This window comes from Acidocella aluminiidurans (genome assembly GCF_055383125.1).
The window spans coordinates 2774059-2793666 of record NZ_AP031589.1; the positions used below are offsets into that span (position 1 = coordinate 2774059).

The 19608-nt window shown below is 65.0% G+C and carries 18 protein-coding genes; 11 read left to right on the top strand and 7 right to left on the bottom strand.

Going from position 1 to position 19608, the window contains the following annotated elements; all coding sequences use genetic code 11:
* Nucleotides 1-124 precede the first annotated feature (124 nt).
* The 4 genes from ACZ46S_RS13655 (at nucleotide 125) to ACZ46S_RS13670 (ending at nucleotide 4312) form a co-directional block, all read left to right on the top strand.
* Complete coding sequence (locus tag ACZ46S_RS13655; RefSeq protein ID WP_464062152.1) at nucleotides 125-1168, top strand: glycosyltransferase family protein; 1044 nt, start codon at nucleotides 125-127, stop codon at nucleotides 1166-1168.
* 90 nt (nucleotides 1169-1258) lie between these two features.
* The gene (locus tag ACZ46S_RS13660; RefSeq protein WP_464062153.1) at nucleotides 1259-2218 is read left to right on the top strand and encodes a CobW family GTP-binding protein; all 960 of its coding nucleotides are present in this window, start codon (nucleotides 1259-1261) and stop codon (nucleotides 2216-2218) included.
* An 11-nt stretch (nucleotides 2219-2229) separates the two neighbouring features.
* On the top strand, nucleotides 2230-3546 hold the full coding sequence (locus ACZ46S_RS13665; protein ID WP_464062154.1) for an anthranilate synthase component I family protein: 1317 nt from the start codon (nucleotides 2230-2232) through the stop codon (nucleotides 3544-3546).
* Complete coding sequence (locus tag ACZ46S_RS13670; RefSeq protein WP_464062155.1) at nucleotides 3539-4312, top strand: aminotransferase class IV; 774 nt, start codon at nucleotides 3539-3541, stop codon at nucleotides 4310-4312. The genes ACZ46S_RS13665 and ACZ46S_RS13670 overlap by 8 nt, the downstream gene beginning before the upstream one ends.
* On the opposite strand, the gene ade is transcribed toward ACZ46S_RS13670, so the two are convergent.
* On the bottom strand, nucleotides 4309-6027 hold the full coding sequence (gene ade, locus ACZ46S_RS13675) for an adenine deaminase (RefSeq protein WP_464062156.1): 1719 nt from the start codon (nucleotides 6025-6027) through the stop codon (nucleotides 4309-4311). The two genes, ACZ46S_RS13670 and ade, sit on opposite strands and share 4 nt — an antisense overlap.
* 122 nt (nucleotides 6028-6149) lie before the next feature.
* Here ade and ACZ46S_RS13680 point away from each other — a divergent pair, with 122 nt between their 5' ends.
* Nucleotides 6150-6452 carry a hypothetical protein gene (locus ACZ46S_RS13680; protein WP_464062157.1) on the top strand — a complete coding sequence of 101 codons (303 nt, stop codon included), beginning with the start codon at nucleotides 6150-6152 and terminating at the stop codon, nucleotides 6450-6452.
* Nucleotides 6453-6753: 301 nt separating this feature from the next.
* Nucleotides 6754-7239 carry a hypothetical protein gene (locus tag ACZ46S_RS13685; protein ID WP_464062158.1) on the top strand — a complete coding sequence of 162 codons (486 nt, stop codon included), beginning with the start codon at nucleotides 6754-6756 and terminating at the stop codon, nucleotides 7237-7239.
* Nucleotides 7240-7449: 210 nt separating this feature from the next.
* Here the strand turns inward: ACZ46S_RS13685 and ACZ46S_RS13690 are convergent, their stop codons facing one another.
* The 3 genes from ACZ46S_RS13690 to dapF are packed head-to-tail and all read right to left on the bottom strand — an operon-like array spanning nucleotide 7450 to nucleotide 10265.
* Nucleotides 7450-8529, bottom strand: coding sequence for a hypothetical protein (locus ACZ46S_RS13690; protein WP_464062159.1), 1080 nt, complete (start codon nucleotides 8527-8529; stop codon nucleotides 7450-7452).
* Entirely contained in the window at nucleotides 8526-9443 is a 918-nt protein-coding gene (gene ftsY / locus ACZ46S_RS13695) for a signal recognition particle-docking protein FtsY (protein ID WP_464062160.1), read from the bottom strand. Before ftsY ends, ACZ46S_RS13690 begins: the two co-directional genes overlap by 4 nt.
* 3 nt (nucleotides 9444-9446) lie before the next feature.
* Nucleotides 9447-10265 carry a diaminopimelate epimerase gene (gene dapF, locus ACZ46S_RS13700; RefSeq protein WP_464062161.1) on the bottom strand — a complete coding sequence of 273 codons (819 nt, stop codon included), beginning with the start codon at nucleotides 10263-10265 and terminating at the stop codon, nucleotides 9447-9449.
* A 227-nt stretch (nucleotides 10266-10492) separates the two neighbouring features.
* On the opposite strand from dapF, the gene ACZ46S_RS13705 reads away from it, so the two are divergent.
* Nucleotides 10493-12427: an AsmA family protein gene (locus tag ACZ46S_RS13705; RefSeq protein WP_464062162.1), complete on the top strand. Its 1935-nt coding sequence runs from the start codon at nucleotides 10493-10495 to the stop codon at nucleotides 12425-12427.
* Nucleotides 12428-12479: 52 nt separating this feature from the next.
* Here the strand turns inward: ACZ46S_RS13705 and ACZ46S_RS13710 are convergent, their stop codons facing one another.
* Nucleotides 12480-13517: a rod shape-determining protein gene (locus ACZ46S_RS13710; RefSeq protein ID WP_008493993.1), complete on the bottom strand. Its 1038-nt coding sequence runs from the start codon at nucleotides 13515-13517 to the stop codon at nucleotides 12480-12482.
* A 178-nt stretch (nucleotides 13518-13695) separates the two neighbouring features.
* Here ACZ46S_RS13710 and ACZ46S_RS13715 point away from each other — a divergent pair, with 178 nt between their 5' ends.
* Complete coding sequence (locus ACZ46S_RS13715; RefSeq protein WP_035179279.1) at nucleotides 13696-13947, top strand: YMGG-like glycine zipper-containing protein; 252 nt, start codon at nucleotides 13696-13698, stop codon at nucleotides 13945-13947.
* A gap of 123 nt (nucleotides 13948-14070) precedes the next feature.
* A complete protein-coding gene (locus ACZ46S_RS13720) occupies nucleotides 14071-14307 on the top strand; it encodes a YMGG-like glycine zipper-containing protein (RefSeq protein ID WP_008493996.1) in 237 nt (78 codons plus the stop codon).
* Nucleotides 14308-14354: 47 nt separating this feature from the next.
* Here ACZ46S_RS13720 and ACZ46S_RS13725 read toward each other — a convergent pair whose 3' ends face one another.
* Nucleotides 14355-14819 carry a hypothetical protein gene (locus ACZ46S_RS13725; protein WP_464062163.1) on the bottom strand — a complete coding sequence of 155 codons (465 nt, stop codon included), beginning with the start codon at nucleotides 14817-14819 and terminating at the stop codon, nucleotides 14355-14357.
* Between the two features lie 131 nt (nucleotides 14820-14950).
* On the opposite strand from ACZ46S_RS13725, the gene htpG reads away from it, so the two are divergent.
* On the top strand, nucleotides 14951-16735 hold the full coding sequence (htpG, locus tag ACZ46S_RS13730) for a molecular chaperone HtpG (RefSeq protein ID WP_464062164.1): 1785 nt from the start codon (nucleotides 14951-14953) through the stop codon (nucleotides 16733-16735).
* 151 nt (nucleotides 16736-16886) lie between these two features.
* On the opposite strand, the gene rsmA is transcribed toward htpG, so the two are convergent.
* Nucleotides 16887-17723, bottom strand: coding sequence for a 16S rRNA (adenine(1518)-N(6)/adenine(1519)-N(6))-dimethyltransferase RsmA (rsmA, locus tag ACZ46S_RS13735; protein WP_464062165.1), 837 nt, complete (start codon nucleotides 17721-17723; stop codon nucleotides 16887-16889).
* 72 nt (nucleotides 17724-17795) lie between these two features.
* On the opposite strand from rsmA, the gene ACZ46S_RS13740 reads away from it, so the two are divergent.
* Complete coding sequence (locus ACZ46S_RS13740) at nucleotides 17796-19529, top strand: chloride channel protein (RefSeq protein WP_464062166.1); 1734 nt, start codon at nucleotides 17796-17798, stop codon at nucleotides 19527-19529.
* Nucleotides 19530-19608: the final 79 nt, after the last annotated feature.

Here is a 19608-nt window from a genome sequence, read left to right on the forward strand (position 1 = left end):
ATGGCGATGGCGCAGCGATGCGGCCGGTGTCAAGCCAGGCTCGCGAGGATGGCGGTTTCGTTGACTTCGCCCCCCCTTCGCGTAACGCCGCACCCAGCCGCGAAACAAGGAAATCAGCCCGCCCATGCTCCGGATCGTGCATATCGGCTACGCCCCGGTATCGCTGAAAAGCCTCAACCAGCACGCCACCGGCATCAAGCTCTGCAATGGCTTCATCCGCAACGGGCATCAGCTGCTCGCCCTCTCGGACCGGGATCTGGCGCGCGGCTTCGGCTTTGGCCACAGGCGGCTGGGGCGCGGGCCGTTCAACAAGATGATCCGCGATTATTGCCGGGCGCATAAGCCGGAGCTGCTGGTGCTTGGCCATGCGGATATGGTGGATGCGCAGACGATCGCGGCCATTCGCGGCGATCTGCCGGGGGTGCGGGTGGTGCAGTGGAATGTCGATCCGCTGTTCGAGCCGGATAATATCCGCCGCATCGAAGGCAAGCTGGGGGTGGTGGACCTGACTTTGGTGAGCACCGCCGGCGCCTCGATGGCGGCGCTGCGCCGCCCGGGCGTGCGGGTCGGGTTCATGCCCAACCCGGTTGATCTCTCGATCGAGCGCGGGCGGATGGATGAGGTGGAGACGCCCGATTTCGACCTGTTCTATGCTTGCGGCAATCCCGCCCGCCCGCCGCGCCATGTCTGCGGGCGGGATTGGGATATGCGCGATTTCGTCGCCGGGCTGCGGGCGCGGCTGCCGGGCCTGCGCTGGCTGACACCGGGGATCGACCGGCCCTTCCTCAATGGCGCGGCCTATCAGGAGGCGCTCTGCCAGGCCGGGATGGGGCTGAATATCAGCCGCCGGGGCGATGATTTCCTCTATAGCTCGGACCGGCTGGCGCATCTCACCGGCAATGGCCAGCTCGCCTTCATCGAGCGCGCCACCGGCTATGATCAGTTATTCGGCGAGGATGAGATGGGGTTCTTCTCCTCGCTGGAGGAGCTGGCGGACAAGCTGGCGCGCTATAAGGCCGAACCCCGGGCGCGGATGCGCGCGGCGGCGGCGGGGCGGGCGCGCTATGCCGAATTGTTCAATGAGCGGCGGGTGGCGGCCTATATCGTCGATGCCGCCTTCGGCGAAACCCGGGAGAGCGACTATCCCTGGCCGGACCATCCGGCCTGAGGATTGTGCAACCTTGCCCCGCTCCGCCTTGCCTGCGCGCGTTCCGGCGCTACATGCTGTCTTCGAATTCAGAATTTTAGGTGATTGAAAATGTCCGATCTCGTTCCTGTCACCGTCCTCACCGGCTATCTGGGTGCGGGCAAGACCACATTGCTCAACCATCTGCTCACCGGCACGCATGGCAAGAAATATGCCGTCGTCATCAATGAGTTCGGTGAGCTGGGGGTGGATAACGACCTCGTCGTGGATAGCGATGAGGAAGTGTTCGAGATGAATAATGGCTGCATCTGCTGCACCGTGCGCGGCGATCTGATCCGCATCGTCAGCGGGCTGATGAAGCGCAGCCAGAAATTCGACGGCATCATCGTCGAGACCACCGGCCTCGCCAACCCGGCGCCGGTGGCGCAGACCTTCTTCGTCGATGAGGATGTGAAGGCCAAGACGCGGCTGGATGCGATCGTGACCGTGGTGGATGCCAAGCATTTCCTCACCCGGCTGGAGGACAGCCCCGAAGCCGCCGACCAGGTGGCGTTCGCGGATGTGATCGTGCTGAACAAGCTGGATCTGGTGACACCGGAGGAGCTGGCTTCGGTTGAGGCGAAGATCAAATCCATCAACCCCTATGCGGTGATCAAGCCGACCACCAAGGGCGATGTGCCGGCGGATGAGCTGCTCGGGCTGGGCGCGTTCGATCTGAAGCGGGTGCTGGCGAATGTGCCGGACTTCCTGGAAGAGGACAGCCACACCCATAATGAGCACCTGACCTCGATCAGCCTCTCCACCGACAAGCCGCTCTCGGCGCAGAAATTCAACACCTGGATCGGCCATATATTGCAGAGCCAGGGGCAGAACATCCTGCGCACCAAGGGCATCCTGGCCTATGAGGGCGAGGAGCGGCGCTTTGCCTTCCAGGCCGTGCATATGATCGCGGATGGGGATTTCCTGGCGCCGTGGAAGCCGGATGAAAAGCGGGTGAGCCGCATCGTCTTCATCGGACGCGACCTCAACCGCCCGGCTTTGCGCCTGGGCTTTGAGAGCTGCGCCGCCTGATCTGAGCCGCCATGCTGTGCCGCGATCTCGGCTGGGTCGAGCCCGGCGCGGCCTTCGCGGCGCTGGCGGGGGAAGCGCCGCTGGTGTTTCTGGACAGCGCTGCGGCGGGGGATGCCAGGGCCAGGGTCAGCTATATCGGGCTGGAGCCCTGCGCGGTGCTGCAACTGGCCCGTGCTGATGAATTGCCCGGTTGGCTGGCGGCGGCCCGGCCTGCGGATGCTGCCTGCCCGCCGGACTGGCCGTTTCCCTTCAAAGCCGGGGCGATGGGCTGGCTCGGCTATGGCGCCGGGCTGACGCAAGCCGGGATTGAGTCTCGTCACGCGCCGATTCCCGGGCTGCCGGAAGGCTGGTTCGGCATGTTCGATCTGGTGCTCGGCTTCGACCATGCGGGGCGGCGGCTTTGCGTGTTGGCCGGGGATCGGCCAGGGCAGGGGGCGCAGGCGCGGATTGCGGCGCTGGCGGCCCGGTTGCGGCAGCGCGTGGTTCTGTCGCCGGGGCCGAAGCCGGACTGGCGGGAGGAAACGCCGCGCGCGGCTTATGAGGCGCGGGTGGAGAGGCTGCGGGCTTTTATCGGCGCCGGGGATGTGTTCCAGGCGAATTTCACCGCGCGCTTCACCGCACCGCCGCCGCCCGGGTTTTCAGCCGCCGCTTATTATGCCGCGCTGCGCGCCCGCAGCCCCGCACCATTCGCGGCCTTTATCGAAACCGGGTGCGGCGTGGCCTTATGCGGCGCCTCGCCGGAGCGGTTTTTGTCCGTGACCGCCACCGGCGCGGTGGAGACGCGGCCGATCAAAGGCACGGCCCGGCGTGAGGCCTGCCCGCGGGCGGATGCGCGGGCCGCCGCCGCTTTGCGTGACAATCCGAAGGAGCGCGCGGAAAATCTGATGATCACCGATCTGCTGCGCAATGATCTCGGCCAGCTTTGCGAAACCGGCTCGGTGCGGGTGCCGGAATTGTTCGCGGTGGAGCGTTTTGCCCAGGCGCATCATCTGGTCTCCGCCGTCACCGGGCAGTTGCGCCCCGGGGTGGGGGCGGCGGATCTGCTGCTGGCCTGCTCGCCGGGCGGCTCCATCACCGGGGCGCCGAAGCACCGGGCGATGCAGATTATCGACGCGCTGGAGGCAGGGGCGCGCGGCGCCTATTGCGGCGCCCTCGCCTGGATCGGGCTGGATGGGGCGATGGACAGCGCCATCATCATCCGCACTATGGTGGCGACACCGGAATGCCTCTACGCCCAGGCCGGGGGCGGCATCACCTGGGACAGCGATCCAGCTTCGGAGTATGAGGAGATGATGCTGAAACTCTCGCCCTTGATCGCGCATGGCTGAATTTGTCTGGCTGAACGGGCGGCTATTGCCGGCGCAAGCGGCGATGATCCCGGTGGCGGATCGCGGCTTCACGCTGGGGGACGGGATTTTCGAAACGCTGCGATTGAGCGGTGGCGTGGCGCCGGACGCGGCGGCGCATTTTGCCCGGCTGGCGGCGGGCGCCAGGCTGTTGCGGCTGGGCCTGCCCTTCGATGCTGGCGGGCTGGCCGAAATTCTGGCGCAAACCGCCGCCGCCAACGGCATTATGGAAGGCGGGGCGCGCCTCACCCTCACCCGTGGTGCCGGCCCGCGCGGGCTGCTGCCCCCGGCTGAACCAAGCCCGACCCTGCTGGCCACGGCCTTCGCCCTGCCCAGGCCGGGGGCGGTGAAAGCGGTCATCTGCCGCTCGATCGCGCGCGATGAAAGCTCGCCGCTCTCGCAGGTGAAGACGCTGAATTATCTGCCGCATATTCTGGCCCGGCAGGAGGCCGAGGCGGCCGGGGCGCAGGAGGCGATTTTGCTCAACCGCGCCGGGCGGGTGGCCTGTGCGAGCATCGGCAATCTGCTGGTGAAATGTGATGGCGTCTGGCTCACGCCGCCTGTGGCGGAAGCGGCGCTGCCGGGCATTCGCCGCGCCAGGCTGTTGGCCGAGGGGGTGGTGGCGGAGGCGGTTATCAGCGTCGAGATGCTGCGGGCCGCGCAGGCGCTGGCGGTGTGCAATGTGCTGGCGCTGCGGCCCATCCTGTCGCTGGATGGCGCCGCGTTGCCGGCGGTGGAAACGCCCTAACTCACCAGCTCAAACCGATCCACATCCACCACCCCCTTATCGGTGATCTTCAGATGCGGGATCACCGGCAGCGGCAGGAAGGCGAGGTGCAGGAAGGGCTCGGCGAGGTCGCAGCCCATGGCGCGTGTGGCGGCGCGCAGGGCGGTCAGCTCCGCGCGCACCGCCTCGGCGGATTTGACCGACATCAGCCCGGCCATTTTCAGCGGCAGCTCGCCAACCACACTTCCATCGGCAACCGCGACGAAGCCGCCGCCCAGCTCGACCAGCCGGTTCACCGCCAGCGCCATCTGCGCATCGTCGGTGCCGGCGACGCAGACATTATGGCTGTCATGCCCGACCGAGGAGGCCAGCGCGCCGTTCTTCAGCCCAAACCCTTTCACGAAGCCGCGCCCGATATTGCGGTTCTTGCCATGCCGGGCCAGCACCGCGATTTTCAGCACGTCATTCGCCAGATCCGGCAGGCGCTCGCCATTGCGGTAGGGCAGCGTCATGGTCAGATGTTCGGTGACGATCTTGTCGCGCAGGATGCCGATGACCGCGGTGGTCGGGCCGGTGCCGGGCGTGCGGAAATCCTCTGGGCTCACCTTTTCCAGCTTCATGCTGTCCAGCCCGACAAAGCCGGGCAGGCCGCGGGCGGCGAAATCGATCTCCTCCACCAGCCAGCCGCCAGCGATGACCCGCTTCACCGCGCAGGCTTCGAGATCCTCCAGCAGCACGATATCCGCGCGCTGCCCGGGCGCGATCAGCCCGCGATCCCGCAGCCCAAAGCCGCGCGCGGCGGCGTAGGAGACGGCGCGGTAGGCGTGCAACGGTGCCACACCGGACGCGATGGCCTTGCGCACAGAGTAATCCAGATGGCCCTCGGTAAAAATATCCAGCGGGTTGCGGTCATCGGTGCAGAAGGAGCAGTTGAGCGAGGTCTCCGGCGTCAAAGCCGGGCTCAGCGTCGTCACGTCGCGCGTGACCGTGCCTTCGCGGATCAGCAGATGCACGCCCTTGCGCAATTTCTCCCAGGCTTCCGGCAGCGAGGTGGTTTCATGGCAATTGCGGATGCCGCAGGAGAGATAGGCATTCAGCTCCCGGCCTGAGAGTTTCGGCGCATGGCCGTCGATATGCCCGCCGGCGAAGGCGTAGAGCTTCTCCATCACCACCGGGTCTTTATGCAAAACCCCTGGGAAATTCATGAACTCCGCCAGGCCGAGGACTTTTGGGTGGCTGAGGAAGGGCAGCAGATCGCCGGCGCGCAGCTCGGCGCCTGAGGTCTCCAGCCCGGTGGCGGGCACGCAGCTGGAGAGCTGCACGCGCAGATCCATCGCCAAAGCCTCGGCGCTTTGGGTGAAATATTCCAACCCTTGCGCGCCGAGCACGTTGCAGATTTCGTGCGGGTCGCAGATCGCCGTGGTGGTGCCGCGCGGCAGCACGATGCGGTCGAACTCTCCTGGCGCCACCAGGGTGGATTCGCAATGCACATGGGTGTCGATAAAGCCCGGCACGGCGAACAGGCCGCGCCCGTCAATCTCGCGCACCCCCTGATAGCTCTCATAGGTGCCGATGATGCGGTTGCCGGTGATGGCGATGTCGCTGACCGCGATCTCGCCGGTGATCAGATTGAGGATGCTGGCACCCTTGATGACCAGATCGGCTTGGGTGCGGCCGATGGCCTGGTCGATGCAGCGCTCCAGAAAGCCCGGAGGCAGGTTGTTCTTCGTCTCCATGACCCATGATACAGAGATGGCTGGGGCCGGCCAGAGGCAATTTTGTGAGGCAGAGTTGCGGCGGCGCATTATATTCCTGACATGACGGCGCGCCCGCCCGGCTTTGCCCCCAAATCGGGCGCATGACCCGCAAAGCCCCGCTCAACCCGTTCGCCGCGTATTTCTGGCTGGCCGAGGCCGGCTTTGTGTTCGCCATGCACAGCGCCCAGCTTTGGATGCAGCCGGGCAAGGCGGCAGGCCGTCTGGCGGCGCTGGGGGCGGAGAAGCAGCAGGCTTTTGCCGAAGGGGCGATGCAGGCGGGGATGGCCGCACTGCGCGGGGCGCCCCCACAGGCGCTGGCAAACGCGGCGATGGCCCCGGCCAGGCGGCGGGTAAAGGCGAACAAGGCGCGTCTTCTCAAAGGAAAGACGCTGAAGGGGCGCTAGGTGCGCGCTTGCGTTCGCTGGAATGCTAAGCTGCGCTGCCCGGACGGTGAGGACAGCAATCGTTGCAAAATTGGGACGGCGGGCTCGCTGTTGGCCTTTACAGATCTGGATATAGATGAGCGTTTTAGCTTGATGGTCCGACAAAGCTTCCGTTAGGCCTTAGCGTCGCCGCGCGGTCGCGTTACCAATTGCACGCAGGCTGGTTGCGCCAGTGAACTGGACGGTCCGTGACCAGGGACAAAAAATGGCCGCCCGTACCATCGCGGCGTCGATGTTGACCGTTGCGGGGGTTTGAACAGAGATGAGCGTGCAAAGATTATTATTCACGGCGTGTGCGACGCTGCTTTGTCTGATGCCGGGGATGGTGCGGGCGGCTGCCTTGAGTGGGCAGTGCGGCGCGCTCGATGCGCGGCGTTTGCAACTGGTGGCGGGGGCGGTGTTCAATGAGACGCTGCCGCCTTATGGCGATGTCTGTTTCGCGGCGCATAAAATCGTCAGTCCGATCAACGATGTCACGTTGCCCGGTTATCATCCGCCGCCTTATCTGGCAGTCAGTCTCTACCGGAACGGCAAGGATGTGTTCGATTTCACTTACCCGACCACGCCGCCAGAGCTTTGGCCTGAGGCGGTGGACGGAATCCGTGCCGTGTCTTTCCCGGCCTTACAAGGGGGGAGTATAAGGATGTCATCATACTGGGCCATAGCCTTGATGCGCGCGGCAACGACATGCCGCGGCCGTTGGTTTTTCTTGGATCGCGAGTCGGATTCAAGTTGTTGGAGGCACTGAGCGAGAATTTGCTGTTTAACGGCGATGCGTCGATTGCTGAGATCAAGGACGATATCAAAACTCAGTTCGGCCTTTATCCGCCCTTGCCACAGGGGGGCTAGAGCAATATGTGTTTAGGTTGACGCGCCAGCGTCAAAATAAACACATGAAATTGCTCGCTAAAACAAAATTTAGAGCATCAAGCTAAAAGCTTGATGCTCTAGCGCTGCCTCAGCTCGTCGGGATGGTCAGGATCGTCCCCGGCGTCGCACTGGTCTGGGCCAGCGAGAGCAGGGTTTGCACGATGGAGAAGGCGATCTTGCTGTTGAAATCGTCATTGGCGATCCAGAACCAAGTATCGCCATATTTCACCGAGACGAATGCGCCCTTCGGCGCCTTGTCGCCGGAATGAACGACGACGACCGGCTGCTTGGCGATGCCGACATTGCCGATGCTCGGGTTGGTCAGCCCGGCCTTGATGTCGCCGGGCGGAACCTCGACCTGCATCGCGAGCTGGTTGAGAATCCCCAGCATCGGCCTGGTCTGCAGCATGATCTGCCCGGAGGGTGGCTTGCCGGTGCCGTAATAGACCGTGGCGGTCTGCTCGTTCGGCTTCATGCCGAGCAGCGCGCGGGTTTGCGCGGCGACGCGGGCAAGGTCCGGATCGTCGGTCGGCTCGATCGCCAGGATGGTCTTGGTCTGGGCCGGGATTTTGCCGTCTGCGGGCTTGGTTTCCACCTGGCCGCCATCCAGCACCCCGCCGATCTGCAGCAGCCGCAGATCATGCAGCAGCAGGAAGAAATCCGGCGCGCCCAGCCCGTCGCTGCCGCCCAGCTCGCGGGAATTTTGCAGACCGTTGATGGATTGCACATCCAGCCGGAACAGAATGTCCACCGGAATGCCGCCGCCGACGAAGGGCATCAGCTCCGCCGGGGAGAAGGGGCGCAGAAAGCTTTCGGCGAAATTCTTGCCGGTGATCGGCTCCAGCGTGAAGGTCGGGCTCTGCTGGAAGGTTCCGCCAAGCCCGCCGGAGATATAGTTGCCGGCCGAGGTGGCCGCACTTGGATAGGCTTCCAGCCCGGCATTCAGCGTCTGCTGCAGCTGGTAGGAGGAGATGATTTGGGTGGTTTGCAGGAAGCTGGGCGAATCCGCGTAGCGCAGCCGCACCACGTTCAGCAATGTTTGCTGGTTCTGGGCATTACCCAGCGCCTGGGCGTAGCTGACCGTATCCTGTTGCAGCTGGCGCGGCCCAAGCTGGATGCAGCCGGCAAGCGGCAGCGCGGCGAGGAGGGCGGCGAGCCGCCGCCTCATTGGCCGACCAGGGCCTGGGCGAATTCGGTGGCGTCGAAATCCCGCAAATCCGCGATCTGCTCGCCGGTGCCCACGGCATGGATCGGCAGCCCGTATTTCTCCGCCAACGCCACGACGATGCCGCCGCGCGCCGAGCCGTCCAGCTTGGTGACGATGAGGCCGGAGAGATCCACCATCTCCTTGAAGATGCCGACCTGGGTGACGGCGTTCTGGCCGGTGGTGGCATCCAGCGTCAGCAGCGTGGCGTGCGGGGCGGTGGGGTCGAGCTTGCGGATCACCCGGATGATCTTGCGCAGTTCCTCCATCAGGGCGGTCTTGTTGTGCAGCCGCCCGGCAGTGTCGATCAGCAGCACATCCGCGCCGTTTTTCTGCGCACGGCTCAGCGCGTCATGCGCCAGCGAGGCGGGGTCGGTATTGGCGGGGGCGGTGACGACCTCGCATCCCGCGCGTTGCCCCCAGACCTGCAGCTGCTCCACCGCCGCGGCGCGGAAGGTGTCGCCCGCCGCCAGCATCGGGGTGAGGCCCTGCTCGCGATAGAGTGCCGCCAGCTTGCCGATGGTGGTGGTCTTGCCCGCCCCATTCACGCCGACCATCAGGATCACGTAGGGCTTGTGCGCGCGGTCCAGCGCCAAAGGCTTGGCCACCGGGGCGAGGATCTCGGAGATTTCGGCGCCCAGCGTCTCGCGCACCTCCGCATCCGTCACCTCCTTGCCGAAGCGGGTGGAGCGGAAGCCCTTGATCACCCGCGCCGCCACGGCGGGGCCGAGATCGGCGGCGATCAGCTGCTCCTCCAGCTCTTCCAACGCCTCGTCATCAAGCTTGCGCTTGGTGAAAATGGCGGTGATGCCGCCGGTCAGTTTCGCGGTCGAGCGCGAGAGGCCGGATTTCAGCCGGGAGAAGAACGAACTGGCCATGGCTTAGAGACTTTCGGGAATTTCACCGGCAAAGGCGGTCACGGCCGGGCCGCGCATCAGCACATGGCCAGCCTCGGTCCAGGTGATCAACAGCTCGCCGCCATCCATCTCCACCACCGCCTGCCGGCCGGTCAGCCCCCGGCGATGCGCGTTGACCAAGGTGGCGCAGGCGCCGGACCCGCAGGCCAGGGTGAGGCCCGCCCCGCGCTCCCACACACGCAGCCGGATGCGCGAGCGGCTCTCGATCCTGGCGAAGCCGATATTGGCGCGCTCGGGGAAGATGCGGTTCTTCTCCAGCATCGGGCCGATGGTCTCGATCGGCAGATGCGTGAAATCCTCGATGAAGAAGGTGGCGTGGGGGTTGCCCATCGAGCAGGCGGCGGGGTCGGAGACCGGGCCGAGGGCGAGGGGCAGATGCAGCGTGTCGGCGGGGCTGGCCAGCGGCACATCGCCCCACTCCAGATGCGGCGGCCCCATATCCACCTCGACCAGGCCGGGGCCGAGGATTTCCGCCTGCAACAGTCCGCCGGCGGTGCGGATGGAGACGTGCCGGGCGCCGCTTTCCTCCGCCAGCAGAGCGGCGACGCAGCGCGTGGCATTGCCGCAGGCGCCGCTTTCGCTGCCGTCTGAATTCAGGATACGCATGAAGGCGTCCGCGCCCCCGCCGTCCGGCTCGATGATGATCAGCTGGTCACAGCCCACCCCGCGCCGGCGGTCGGCGATCTTGCGGATCGCTTCGGGGGCGAGGCCTGGCTTGGTAACGCGGCCGTCCAGCACGACGAAATCATTGCCGGCGCCATGCATCTTGATGAACGGGAGCATGCGCCTTCCTTACCGTCTCGCCCCGGACGGGGCAAATCCGTGCGGGGTAATGACAAGATGGTTAGAGCAACATCCGATCAAACGGAAGTGTTTGATCGGATAAAGTTGCTCGCTCAAACAAAAAGCGAGAGCGTGTTCCGCGCGCCAAGCCGAGCGGAATACGCTCTCGCGCTGTTGCGCCGCGCAAGCCGCCGCTTATTTAGAGTTTTTGGGCCAGGGGAGGCGGGATGCGGCGAAATCTGTGGATCAGGATCACCTGTCCCATCCTTATTGTGATCCTGCTGCTGATCATCTTCTGGAACTGGGACTGGTTCATTCCGGTGGTGGAGGCCAGGGCCTCGGCCGAGATCGGCCGGCCGGTGAGCATTCAGCATCTGCATGTGAAGCTGGGCAGGACCATCATCATCCGCGCCGATGGCATCACCATCGCCAACCCGAAGGGGTTTCCGGCGGAGGACCCGCCGCTGGCGACGATCCCCGAGCTGCGGGTGGAGGTGGCGGCGCTGCATTATCTGCGGCATCGGCAGCTGGAGCTGCCGGTGATCGCGCTGGAGCAGCCGGTGGTCTCGCTGCGGGAGAATGGCGCCGCGACCAATTATACGCTGAAGCTGGCCGCCTCCCCCAGCTCCGGCAACCCGCCGAAGCTGGGGGTGCTGCTGATCCATGGCGGCCAGGCCAGCGTGAAGCTGCCCAGCTATAAGGCCGATTTCAATCTGGCGATCGAAACCCGCCCGGCGCCCGCCGGCAGCAAGCTGTTCACCGGCGGCGAGATCGTGGTGACGGCCAAGGGCAGTTATGCGAATGCGCCGATCACCGGGGACTTCACCGGCGGGGCGCTGCTTTCGCTGCGCGATGCGGCGACGCCCTATCCGGTGGCGCTGACTCTGCAGAACGGCACCACCATCGTGAAGCTTGCGGGCACGCTGAACGATCCGGCGCATTTCGCCGGGGCGCATCTGAAGCTCTCCTTCGCCGGCCAGAACATGGCCAATCTTTACGCGCTGACCGGGGTGCCGATTCCCGATACCCCGCCATTCAGCCTGACCGGCACCGCCGTGTATCAGGACAAGGCCTTCCGGCTGCAGGATTTCACCGGCCATGTCGGCACCTCGGATCTGGAGGGCACCATCGCCGAGGCGCCGGGCGCGCCGCGCCGGCAGATTACCGCGCGGCTGACCTCCAAGCGGGTGGATCTGACCGATCTCGCCGGCTTCCTGGGCGCCACCCCGGGCAACAAGAACACCCCCGGCCAGGATGCGGCGACCAAGGCCAAGCTGGCGAAGGCGGCGGACAGCGCGAAACTATTGCCCTCGACGCCGATCAATCTGCCGAAGCTGAACGAGGTGGATGTGGATCTGCGCTATAAGGGCGAGCACATCATCAATAAGGGCGTGCCGCTGGATGATCTGGTGGCGCATCTGGTGGTCAAGGATGGCCGGGTGACGCTGGATCCGCTGAATTTCGCGGTGGGGACCGGCACCATCGCCAGCGCCATCGATCTGACGCCGGAGAATAACGTGCTGCACGCCAAGGCGAATATCGATTTCCGGCGCCTGCAGCTCTCGCGCATCGTCGGCTCCACCACCGGCTTTGCCGGCAATGGCACGGTCGGGGGCTCGGCCTGGATTTCCGGCACCGGCAATTCGATGGCGGCGATCCTGGGCCATGGCGATGGCCACGCCTCCTTGTTCCTGCAGCATGGCGGCGATGTCAGCGCGCTGCTGGTGGATCTGGTCGGGCTGCAGGCCGGGCCGGCGATCCTCTCCGCGCTGGGGGTGCCGAACAAGACGCCGATCGAGTGCCTGATTTCGGATGTCTCGCTGAAGGACGGGCAGATGAACACCAATGCCTTCCTGGTGGCGACGAAGGAATCGAACATTCTCGGCAAGGGCACGGCCAATCTGGATACCGAGACGCTGAATTTGCATATGTGGACGGAGGCGACGCATTTCTCGATCGGTAATCTGTCCACCCCGATCAATATCGGCGGCACGCTGAAACATCCGAGCATCATGCCAGCCCCCGGGCCGCTGGCGGCGCGGGTGGGCAGCGCGGTGGGGCTGGGGGTGCTGTTCCCGCCGCTGGCGATCCTGCCGACGATCCGGCTGGGGCTGGGCGATAAGAATGCCTGCGAGGATACGCTGGCCAAGCTGCGCAAATAAAAACCCCGGACCTGGGTCCGGGGTTGGAAGAGGAGCAGATGTTTGGGGAGGTTCAATACATCGCGGAGGTAACAGAGCGCAGATTGCGCTCTTCCAGCGCCCGCCCGGTGCCCAAAGCCACGCATTGCAGCGGATTCTCGGCGACCATCACCGGCAGGCCGGTGGAGACGCGCAGCACCTCGTCCAGCCGGTGCAGCAGCGCGCCGCCGCCGGTGAGCATGATGCCCTTATCGACGATATCGGCGGAGAGTTCCGGCGGGGTGTTTTCCAGCGCCACCTTGATCGCCTCGACAATCTGCCCGACCGGCTCGGCCAGGCTCTCGGCGATCTGGCGCTGGGTCACGGTCACCTCGCGCGGCACGCCGTTGATCAGATCGCGGCCCTTCACATAGCGGCTCGGGCCATCCTGGTTGCTCTCCACCCAGGCGGCGCCGATATCCATCTTGATGCGCTCGGCCGAGCTTTCGCCGATCAGCAGATTGAAGGTGCGGCGGATATAGGAAATGATCGCCTCGTCCAGCTTGTCCCCGCCGACGCGCACCGAGCGCGCATAGACGATGCCGCCCAGCGAGATCACCGCCACTTCCGTGGTGCCGCCGCCAATATCGACGATCATCGAGCCGGAGGGCTCGGTGACCGGCAGGTTGGCGCCGATCGCGGCCGCCATCGGCTCCTCGATCAGCAGCACCTTGCGCGCCCCGGCACTCTCGGCGGATTCCTGAATCGCGCGGCGCTCGACGGCGGTGGAGCCGGAGGGCACGCAGATGATGATCAGCGGCGAGGCATAGCCGCGGCGATTATGTACCTTGCGGATGAAGTGCTTGATCATCTCCTCCGCCACCTCGAAATCGGCGATGACGCCGTCGCGCAGCGGCCGGATGGCCTGGATATTGCCCGGGGTGCGGCCCAGCATCAGCTTGGCGTCCTCGCCGACCGCGAGCACCTGCTTGCGGCCCTTCACATCCTGAATGGCGACCACGGAGGGCTCCGCCAGGACGATGCCCCGGCCCTTCACATAAACCAGCGTATTCGCGGTCCCGAGATCGATCGCCATGTCGGCCGACATGAGGCCGAGAAGTTTGGAAAACATCAAAACCCTTTCCGCTTAGCCCGGCCGGAACATCGCCTGCCGTCAAAAACGCTGCATTGCGCTGGCCTTACAGCCCGTACAGCAAAGGGGCAAGCCTCAAAGAAGCCCTTCATTCGCCATATTGCGCGCCCAATATATTGTTTAGAGCAGAATGCTGATTGATCAAGGAGATGTAAACGTGGCGTACAAAGTCACCCCTGTTGTCCTGTTGGCCGTGGCGGGTTTGAGCCTTGCCGGATGTGGCTATTCGCCTGGATCGCGCGCGCTTTCGGGCGGTGCCATCGGCGCGGGTGCCGGTGCCATCATCGGCAGCGTGACCGGCGTGGGGCCGGGCATTGGCGCGGCGGTCGGCGGTGGTGTCGGTGCGGTCGCCGGTGCGGCGATCAGCCCGCATAATCTGAATCTGGGGCGTCCGCTGGTCGGGAATTAACGGTGTCCGCCGATTGTGACTGAAGGTTTCATGAAGGAATCGTCAGGCGATCGGCGGCTGGTTGAATTTCCGAGGGCGGACTAAATATCCGTTTTGTTATGTTCTGAACCACGGGAGTTGGAAATGCTTCGCAAAATCTCTGCCGGCCTGTTTCTGGCCGCGTCCCTGACCGCGCTGACCGGGTGCGGTTACTCACCCGGCCACCGCGCCCTCACAGGCGGCGCGATCGGCGCGGGCGGTGGTGCCATCATCGGCGCCGCGACGGGCCTGGGGCCCGGGACCGGGGCGTTGATCGGCGGTGCGGCCGGTGCCGTCACCGGTGCCGCGACCAGCCATCGCCAGCTGAATCTGGGCAACTGATCCGGGCGCTGGTCTCTCTTCGCGGAGAGGCCAGCGTTTCGCCTCATTCAGGAGACCGTGACGATCACCACGTGGTCGGCATCCACCTCCTGCAAGGCCTGATACAAGGCGCCGATGCCGGCCAGCATGGCCTGGCCGGCGCCTTTGTCGTCCTCGTCGGTGAAATCCTCATAGGCGTCCTGCAGCTCTTCCGCCGAAAAACCCTCGGGGTCCAGCTGCTCCATATATTTGCTCTGATCCTCCTTGGTGAGGATGATCACCAGCGCATCCGTCGCCTCCGCCAGGTCGGCGACGATGGAATTCTCGCTGGTCTCCAGGTCGATATCGTAATCATCGGCCAGAACCGGGACCAGGACGGAGAAGATATCCCCATCCTCCTCGAATTCGACGACCGATGTGCCGGTGGCGGCCAGATAATCGGCCAGGCCCTGCGGGTCGTCCCCGTTGGCGGCATCGGTCAGGTCGCGCAGATTTTCCCGTGGCAAACGCACGAAAGAGGCAGTGGCCGGCATGTCTCGCTCCGCTATGGATGATGGGCGTCTTACCAAGCTGGTGGCGGTGCTGCCAATCTCAACCCTCTTGGCCGCGCGCGCCAGGAGCATTACATCCCCGGGCTGAAATCGTTTGAATACAGGAGGGTCGCATGAGCGAAGAGACACGGAATTTCGGCACCGAAGTGGGCCGGCTGCTCGATCTGGTGGTGCATTCCCTTTATTCCGACCGGGAGATTTTCCTGCGCGAGCTGGTGGCGAATGCCGCCGACGCCACGGATAAGCGCCGCTTCCTCGCCCTTTCGGATGAAAAGCTGGCGCTGCCGGAGAATGCCGCCATCCGCATTTCCGCCGATAAGGGGGCGCGGACGCTGCGCATCGAGGATAGCGGCATCGGCATGGCCAAGGAGGAGCTGGCGGAGAATCTCGGCACCATCGCCAAATCCGGCACCGCCGGCTTCGCCGCGCAACTGGCCTCGGCCAAGCCGGAAGAGCGGCCGAGCCTGATCGGCCAGTTCGGGGTGGGCTTCTATTCCGCCTTCATGGTGGCGGAGAAGGTGGAGGTGATCTCGCGCAAGGCCGGCACCGATGAGGCCTGGGAATGGATGTCCGACGGGCAGGGGCAATATACGCTGAAACCCGCCGAGCGCGACGCGCCGGGCACCACCATCCTGCTGCATCTGAAGCCGGATGCGGAGGAATATCTGGAGCCGATCCGGCTGAAGACGGTCATCAATAAATGGGCCGACCATATCACCCTGCCGGTGGAGGTCGAGGAAAACGGCGCGTTCGAGGCCGCCACCTCCGGCCAGGCGCTGTGGCGCAAGAGCCGTTCCGAGATCACCCCGGAGGAATATACCGAATTCTACCGCCATGTCGGCCAGGGCTGGGATGAGCCCTTCGCCACCATCCATTGGCGCGCCGAGGGGGCGGTGGAGTTCACCGCTTTGCTGTTCATCCCCTCCTCCAAGCCGTTCATGCCGGTGGAGGAGACCAAGGAGAGCCGGCTGCGTTTGCATGTGAAGCGCATGTTCATCACCGATGAGGCGAAGCTGCTGCCGAACTGGCTGAATTTCGTCGTCGGCGTGGTGGATACCGAGGATCTGCCGCTGAATGTCTCGCGAGAGATTCTGCAGGCGACGCCGGTGCTGGAGAAGATCCGCAAAGCACTGCTCAACCGGGTGATGACCGAGCTGAAAAACAAGGCCAAGGACGAGGCGGCGTTCAAGCCCTTCCTGGAGAATTTCGGCGCGGTGCTGAAGGAGGGGATTTACGAGGATACCGGCCATGCCGCCGAGATCGCTGCGCTGCTGCGCTTTGCTTCCAGCAAGGAGGAGGCGACGACCTTGGACGGGTATATTGAGCGCATGCCGGAGGGGCAGAGCGATATTTATTATCTCGCCGGGGACGCCGCGCATCTGAAGACCTCGCCGCAGCTCGAGGGCTTTGCCGAGAAGGGCTATGAGGTGCTGCTGCTGGGCGATGCGATCGACGCGTTCTGGCCGGGGCGGCTGGGCAGCTTCAAGGACAAGAAGCTGGTTTCTGTCTCCCAGGCAGGCTCGCTGTTCGAGGCGGCGGAGGCGCCGGAGGCGATCACCGCGCTCTGCGCCAAGCTGAAAGAGGCGCTGGGTGGGGAGGTTTCCGAGGTTGCGGCCTCCTCGCGGCTGAAGGACAGCCCGGCGATGCTGGTGGCGGCGCAGGCTGGGCCGGATCTGGCGATGCAGCGCCTGCTCAAGCGTGCCGGCCGGCCGACCTTCGGGCTGCCGCCGAAGCTGGAGATCAATCCGGGCCATAAGCTGGTGGAGACGCTGGCGGCGAAGGAGGATGTGAGCGAGGCGGCGCGCTTGCTGCTGAATCTGGCCAAGCTGCAGGATGGCGACTTGCCGGAGGACCCGGCGGCGTTCGTCCGCCAGGTGGCGGCGGCGCTGGCCCCCTGAAAAACACATAAATTACAAAAGTTTTTTGGGGCCGCCCCTTTTTTTCAAAAAAGGGGCGGAAATGTTTGGGGCTTTGATGACAGCGTTGCCAACGCCCCGAACGTCTGTGGGGGACTTTTTGAAAAAAGTCCCCCACGCCCCCCAAAAACTTCTAAGACTTTTGGCCCTCGCGGGCTTCCAAGGCCCGCATCAGCGTCACGAACTCCGCCACGCTCAGCGTTTCCGCGCGCCGCGCCGCGTCGATCCCGGCCGCTTCACACAGCGCCTCGCCGCCCAGCGGCTTCAGCGCCCCGCGCAGCATCTTGCGCCGTTGCCCGAAGGCAGCGGCGGTGAGGCGCTCCATCAGCTTCAGCTCTGCTTTCGTCGGCTGTGCAGCCTTCGGCACCAGCCGGATCAGGGCCGATTCCACCTTCGGCGGCGGCGCGAAGGCCCCGGCGGGAATGCGCATCAGCATCGTCACATCGCAGAGCCACTGCGCCAGCACCGAGACCCGGCCATAGGCGCCGGTATTGGGCTGGGCGCAGACCCGCGCCGCCACTTCCAGCTGGAACATCAGCGTCATCGACTGGAAATCCGCCGCGTTTTGCAGCCAGTTCACCAGCAGCAGCGTGCCGATATTATAGGGCAGGTTGGCGACGATGGCGCGCGGGGCGGGCACCAGAGCCGCCAGATCCGCCCGCATCGCATCCGCCTCGATGATGCTGAGCCGCTCCGTGGTGCCGGCGAGCTGGGTGATGGCGGCCACCGCCCGCGGATCGAACTCGATGGCGGTGACATGCGCCGCCTCGCTCTCCAGCAATGCGCGCGTCAACCCGCCCGGGCCCGGGCCGATCTCGATGACATTCACCCCTTTCAGCGACCCCGCCGCGCCGGCGATGCGCGAGAGCAGGGCCGGGTCCAGCAGAAAATGCTGGCCGAGCGATTTGTCGGCCCGCAGATCGAAAGCACGGATGGTGTCAGCCAGGGAGGGGAGAGATATTTTAGCCATGGCGGCTTGTTACCCCACGCCGCGCCATGGCAACAGGGAGCTGTGGATAAGCCGGACGAGAAGGCAGGGTTCATGCAGGTTCCGCGTCTGCTGCGCGCTTTGGTGCGGGTGGATGAGGTCTGGCTCGTCCTGCTGGCGGGCGGGGTGGGGATTCTGGCGGGATTTGGCGTGGCGCTGATGAACGAGATCTCGTTCCTGATGCACCAGAATCTCTTCGCCCTGGCGCCCGGACATGAATTGTCCGAAACGCCGGATCTGGACCCGCTGCGCGCTTTTGGCGTGCCGATGCTGGGCGGCTTCGTCCTGGGCGTGGTGCTTTGGGGGCTGGCGCGCTTCCGGCCGAAGCCGATCGTCGATCCGATCGAGGCCAACGCGCTCTATGGCGGGCGGATGTCGTTGACCGACTCGCTGATCGTCGCGGCGCAGACGGTCTGGTCCAACGGCGTCGGCGCCTCGGTGGGGATGGAGGCCGGCTATGCGCAGCTGGGCGCCGGCATGGCCTCCTGGTTCGGCAAGCAGTTCCGGCTGCGCCGGAATGATCTGCGCACGCTGGTCGGCTGCGGGGCGGCCGCCGCCATCGCCGGGGCGTTCAACGCGCCGCTCTGCGGGGCGTTTTACGGTATCGAGCTGATCATCGGCATCTATTCGGTGGTGACACTGCCTTTTGTTGTCATCGCCGCGCTGCTGGGCACCCTGACCGTGCAGATTCTGGGCTTTTCCTCGCCGCCCTTGGTGGTGACGCTGCCGGCGACGGTACCCAACGATATTTACGGCGTCATCCTGATCGAGGGGATTGCCTGCGGCATGGCGGGGATTGTCATCATGCGCGGGGTCACGCTGATCGAAACCGCGTTTCGCCGCAGCCGCATCCCGACCTGGCTGCGGCCGATGCTGGGCGGCGCGCTGGTGGGGCTGCTGGGCTGCCTGACGCCCAAGGCGCTCTCCTCCGGCCACTCCGCGTTGCATGCTTATATAGATGTGAGCTTTCCGTTTCTTCTGGTTGCGGGGTTTTTCCTGGCCAAGGCCATCGCCTCCGCTTTCTCGATCGGCGCCGGCTTCCGCGGCGGTCTGTTTTTCGCCTCGTTGTTTCTGGGGGCCTTGTTCGGCAAGGTTTTCGCCGGCATCGCCCTGCTGGTGCCCTTCATCCACCCGATGCCCAGCGGCCTCTACGCCGTGGTGGGGATGAGCGGCATGGCCGCCGCCATCATCGGTGGGCCGATGACGATGACCTTTCTGGCGCTGGAGAGCACGCAGAATTTCAATGTGACGATGGCGGTGCTGGGGGCCTCGATCGTCGCCACCATCACCGTGCGCCGGCTGTTTGGCTACTCCTTCGCCACCTGGCGCTTCCATTTGCGCGGCGAGCAGATCCGCTCCGCCGTGGATGTCGGCTGGATTCATACGCTCACCGTCGGCCGGATGATGCGCCCAGTGCAGATCACGGCCCGCCCACAGACCAGCCTGGCGGTGTTCCGCCAGGAAGTGCCGCTGGGCACCACGCAACGCGTGGTGGTGGTGGATTCGGACGGGCGCTATGCGGGCATCGCCTATCCGGCGGAGGCGGCGTCGGTGACAGGGGAGGGGCGGCAGATTGCCGATATTCTGCATCTTCAGGACTATTTCCTGCGGCCCGGGATGAATGTGAAGGAGGCGTTGGCGCTGTTCGAGGCCGCGGAGGCGGATGCGCTGGCGGTGCTCGATGGCGGTGAGAGCCGCAAGGTGCTGGGGCTGCTGACCGAGCAATATGCGTTACGCCGCTATAATGAGGAGCTGGACCGCAAGCGGCGCGAGGTTTCCGGTGAATAAAGCGGTTAAAGGCTGAATTAAGAAAAGGAAATTATGTCCTTTGGGTCATGAAAACGGGGCTTCAAGAACGATTTCGGAA

What these genes read in the sequence shown, in the direction of transcription:
- ACZ46S_RS13665 (WP_464062154.1), top strand. Translation starts at nt 2,230, where the DNA reads ATGCTGTGCCGCGATCTCGGCTGGGTCGAGCCCGGCGCGGCCTTCGCG.
- ACZ46S_RS13705 (WP_464062162.1), top strand. Translation starts at nt 10,493, where the DNA reads ATGCGGCGAAATCTGTGGATCAGGATCACCTGTCCCATCCTTATTGTG.
- dapF (WP_464062161.1), bottom strand. Translation starts at nt 10,265, where the DNA reads ATGCTCCCGTTCATCAAGATGCATGGCGCCGGCAATGATTTCGTCGTG.
- ACZ46S_RS13740 (WP_464062166.1), top strand. Translation starts at nt 17,796, where the DNA reads ATGCAGGTTCCGCGTCTGCTGCGCGCTTTGGTGCGGGTGGATGAGGTC.
- ACZ46S_RS13720 (WP_008493996.1), top strand. Translation starts at nt 14,071, where the DNA reads ATGCTTCGCAAAATCTCTGCCGGCCTGTTTCTGGCCGCGTCCCTGACC.
- ACZ46S_RS13670 (WP_464062155.1), top strand. Translation starts at nt 3,539, where the DNA reads ATGGCTGAATTTGTCTGGCTGAACGGGCGGCTATTGCCGGCGCAAGCG.
- ftsY (WP_464062160.1), bottom strand. Translation starts at nt 9,443, where the DNA reads ATGGCCAGTTCGTTCTTCTCCCGGCTGAAATCCGGCCTCTCGCGCTCG.
- ACZ46S_RS13655 (WP_464062152.1), top strand. Translation starts at nt 125, where the DNA reads ATGCTCCGGATCGTGCATATCGGCTACGCCCCGGTATCGCTGAAAAGC.
- ACZ46S_RS13660 (WP_464062153.1), top strand. Translation starts at nt 1,259, where the DNA reads ATGTCCGATCTCGTTCCTGTCACCGTCCTCACCGGCTATCTGGGTGCG.
- ACZ46S_RS13690 (WP_464062159.1), bottom strand. Translation starts at nt 8,529, where the DNA reads ATGAGGCGGCGGCTCGCCGCCCTCCTCGCCGCGCTGCCGCTTGCCGGC.
- htpG (WP_464062164.1), top strand. Translation starts at nt 14,951, where the DNA reads ATGAGCGAAGAGACACGGAATTTCGGCACCGAAGTGGGCCGGCTGCTC.
- ACZ46S_RS13725 (WP_464062163.1), bottom strand. Translation starts at nt 14,819, where the DNA reads ATGCCGGCCACTGCCTCTTTCGTGCGTTTGCCACGGGAAAATCTGCGC.
- ACZ46S_RS13680 (WP_464062157.1), top strand. Translation starts at nt 6,150, where the DNA reads ATGACCCGCAAAGCCCCGCTCAACCCGTTCGCCGCGTATTTCTGGCTG.
- rsmA (WP_464062165.1), bottom strand. Translation starts at nt 17,723, where the DNA reads ATGGCTAAAATATCTCTCCCCTCCCTGGCTGACACCATCCGTGCTTTC.
- ACZ46S_RS13685 (WP_464062158.1), top strand. Translation starts at nt 6,754, where the DNA reads ATGAGCGTGCAAAGATTATTATTCACGGCGTGTGCGACGCTGCTTTGT.
- ade (WP_464062156.1), bottom strand. Translation starts at nt 6,027, where the DNA reads ATGGAGACGAAGAACAACCTGCCTCCGGGCTTTCTGGAGCGCTGCATC.
- ACZ46S_RS13710 (WP_008493993.1), bottom strand. Translation starts at nt 13,517, where the DNA reads ATGTTTTCCAAACTTCTCGGCCTCATGTCGGCCGACATGGCGATCGAT.